Raw genomic sequence first — 3576 nt, 5'->3', positions numbered from 1 at the left:
CGACGTGCAAATTGTTGCTGCTTGCAGGTGACTGTCTTTGCTGACAGCTATTTCGTAGTAGATTTTTGTTCCGTCTACCTGTAGGTATTGCCCCGAAATGTGGTCAAAGCTTTTCATTAGATTTACTCTCTTTTTAATCGGATAATTGTCAAACGACAGAGTTGAAGCAAGCGATATTCCTTGAAGTAGGCTGTTTCGCCTCTAATGGTTTCAGTAGACTTTCTTTTATCGTTTTGGCTCGTAACAAAGTAGAATAATTCCACAGTCAAATGCTTTATTTTTTACAAGAGTTAGATTTAGCTTATTTTCCAAGTCATTAAATATCGTCATGCCTTTTCCTAAAGCTACAGGATTAACAAAAAGATTGTATTCATCAATGAGTCTCTCCATGATTAAGAACGACACAAAACTGCCACCTCCATAGACAATGATGTCTTTACCGGATTGTTTCTTAAGTTGAGCAATTTCCTGCATAGTGTTGCCCTTAGCTAGCTTTGTGTTTTCCCACTCTGCTTTTTCAAGTGTTTTTGAAAAAACGATTTTAGGTGTGTCAACCATTTTGTGAGCGAAAGCATCTGCCGTTTCTAGGTTGGCAATTCGGGATGTCCAACTAGGTATAAACCCTTGTGCAAGTTTACGTCCTAGTATGATACAGTCAACGGGTTCGGTGATTTCATTGACATAGTTTTTCATTTCATCATCCCAGTCGAACACCATCCAGTCCATTTCACCATTGGCTCCTGCCACGAAACCATCAATGGTTATTTGCATTTGTAATTTTAATTTTCTCATTTCAATTCTCCTATGTTCAAGTTGATGATTTAACTAAGCGTATTGAAATCGCCGCATCTGTTAAGCGATCGCCTACAGATGAAAAATCAATAATGGTAGTACCAAAATCGTTGGAATCAATCCGGTAAAGCTGAATAGTTGCTACACTTAATTACCTCCTTTTTTATTTGAATTTCCCCTTAGCAACCTTGTTTATTTAAAGGATCGATGCTACTGGCAATTTGCTTGTCACTGTGGGTTGGGTGGAGTTTTTTGGAGCCAGTTTGAATTGGTTCTGGAGATCGATCGCATGAACGCCAATCAAGTTGGGGAGGATGATATTTGCCGCTCCAACGCGAGTAGCAGGGCCGATGCCAATCGATCGCATTCCACCCGCGATCGCCGCTTCAATGCCCACAGTGGCATCTTCTACCACCACACAGTGGGAGGGAGCGAGTCCTAACTGGTTTGCAGCAGCTAGAAACACGTCTGGGGCTGGCTTAGGACGCTCGACGCTATTACCATCGGCGATCGCATCCACCAAATTACCAATCCCTAATTTCTCAATTACAGTGCGGGCATTTTTACTCGCAGAACCGATCGCGATTTTGAGTCCTGCTTGTCGGAGTTCTTGTAATAACTCGACGGCTCCGGGAAACATATCTTTGGGCGTAATACTTTCGATCGATTCCTGGTAGTAGCGATTTTTACGCGCCATCATTTCTTGAAGTGCGGCTTCTGAGTACTGTCTGTCGCCGACGATGTGCATGAGAGATTCGCGTCGAGCTACACCGCGTAGGGCTTCATTTGCCTGTCTGTCGAATGGCAGTTTTTCTTCATCAGCCAGTCGTTGCCAAGCTCGGTAATGATATTCGGCAGTATCCGTTAATACCCCATCAACATCGAAGATATAGCCCTCAATTGCCGGAGCTGGAGCGACTGAGGGTGATAGATCGAATTCATGCCAAGTGCCGCGCCAGTTGAGCTTGAATTTAAGCCGAGTCCAATTTGGTGGGAGATGGGGATTCGCGACAGGGGCACTATCCGTCAGTTGAATCCCTGCAAAACCGAACACCACTGCTTGCCAGACACCGCCAGCCGAAGCCGCATGAATACCATCGGCGGTGTTGCCGCGACTATCTTCGAGATCGACTAGGGCTGCTTGAGTACCTGCGTCTGATTTGTTGCGTCCATGCCGAGTACAGCTTGAATCGATCGAGTTCGCGGTTCGTAGTCGTTTAAATTGATATCCTTGAGTTGGAAAAAACCCTCAAACTGCTCGATTAGTCCGGTTTTGGCATCCTTGGGGATGTACATTTGGGTGGCGGTTGCCTCAATCCGCAACCCTCTCGCTGGCGTGGGGTGTAGGCGGCTATCCAATTCACTCATCCGCCCTGGAAAGTTTTCCTGTAACCAGGCATAGACAGCGATCGCCTTTTCTAGATGCCACTGCACTAGCTGATTGGTATAGGCATTATTATTCACCTGCTCGTGATATTCATCGGCTCCGATTACCCCACGGATTTCATACCGTTCGCGTTGAGCATTCCAGTCCACCCGACTCATCCAGAACCGAGCCGTATCGAGGATAATTTCGGCTCCATAGTCGCGGAACCAAATGTTATCGCCCGTTGCTTGCCAGTATTGCCAGACAGCATAGGCAATGTCCGAGCTGATATGAATTTCGCGATCGCGACTCCACAATCGCACAGCTTCCGCATAAGGATCGTCTAAAATCGACCAACGGGGGGTCATCTCGTCGCCAGTGGCGGCACTTTCCCAAGCAAACATCGCCCCTTGATACCCACGATTTGCGGCTTTGCGCCGCGCTCCATCCAAAGTCTTGTAGCGGTAAGTCAACAAGCTCCGTGCGACATCGGGTTGAGTCAGGGTGAAAAAGGGCAAGATAAATATTTCGGTATCCCAAAAGACGTGCCCCCGATAGCCCAAACCCGACAGTGTTTTGGCGGGAACGCTGACTCGATTGTTATCCGAGCAGTCACCAGTGATGTGGGGACAGGCACTAATCAAGAGTTGAAACAGGTTGTAGCGCACTGCCAACTGAGCCTGAATATCTCCCTCAATCTCGACATCGCTATCTTGCCAGACTTGGCTCCATGCCTGCTGATGTGCGTCGAGCAACAACGCATAAGCTGGCAGATCGGTCAATTGAGCTTGAGCTGCCTGAACGGGTCGCGTTGCATCCTGGGATGTAAACAAGGTCACAACCTTTTCCACGCCTACGGTCTGCCCTGCTGTGGCGTTAAAAGAGATCGTCAGGGTGGGGCAGTCGAGCGGGTTCGTCACCTGCGATAACGTATCGGAGCCAATCGCCGTCATTTTAGCTGCCATGCCAAGTTCGATCTGCGAAGTGCGGGTGCGAAGCTGGAGCCAAATTCCTTGCTCCATTGTGCCTCGATCTAGTTGCTCCCAATGGTCGAAGCCTTGATTATTTGGATAAGCATTAAGCGTAGATTGAATCTCGATTGTGCCATCAAAATCGATCGGCGTAATCTGGCACCGCAGTCCCAATACCTCCCGATCTGCCAAACTAGCAAACCGATCGAACTTTAAATCCACGGTATTTCCAATCGGGCTACGCCAGCGGATCGATCGACTCAGGATACCATGCTGTAAGTCCAACTGCCGCTCGTAATGGAGAATTTCGCCGCGATCGAGTCGAAACCGCTCTCCGTTGACCACAATCGTTAATGACAGCCAATCAGGACAATTTGCTAGCTCGGTATAAACCCCAGGCACATCGTCATATACGCCATGCACTAATGTGGCTGGCAACGCCTGAGG

The 3576-nt window shown here is 48.0% G+C and carries 1 protein-coding gene and 1 pseudogene; both read right to left on the bottom strand.

Going from position 1 to position 3576, the window contains the following annotated elements; genetic code table 11:
• Positions 1 to 225: 225 nt before the first annotated feature.
• Positions 226 to 792 (bottom strand): dihydrofolate reductase family protein, encoded by a 567-nt coding sequence (locus RMO35_RS24255; protein ID WP_309745165.1) that lies wholly within the window; start codon positions 790 to 792, stop codon positions 226 to 228.
• Positions 793 to 988: 196 nt separating this feature from the next.
• A pseudogene (pgmB, locus tag RMO35_RS25505) lies at positions 989 to 3576 on the bottom strand (beta-phosphoglucomutase); the annotation flags it as partial.

The sequence above is a fragment of the Chamaesiphon sp. OTE_20_metabat_361 genome, from assembly GCF_031364565.1.
This window is presented reverse-complemented; position numbering and strand designations above follow the sequence as displayed.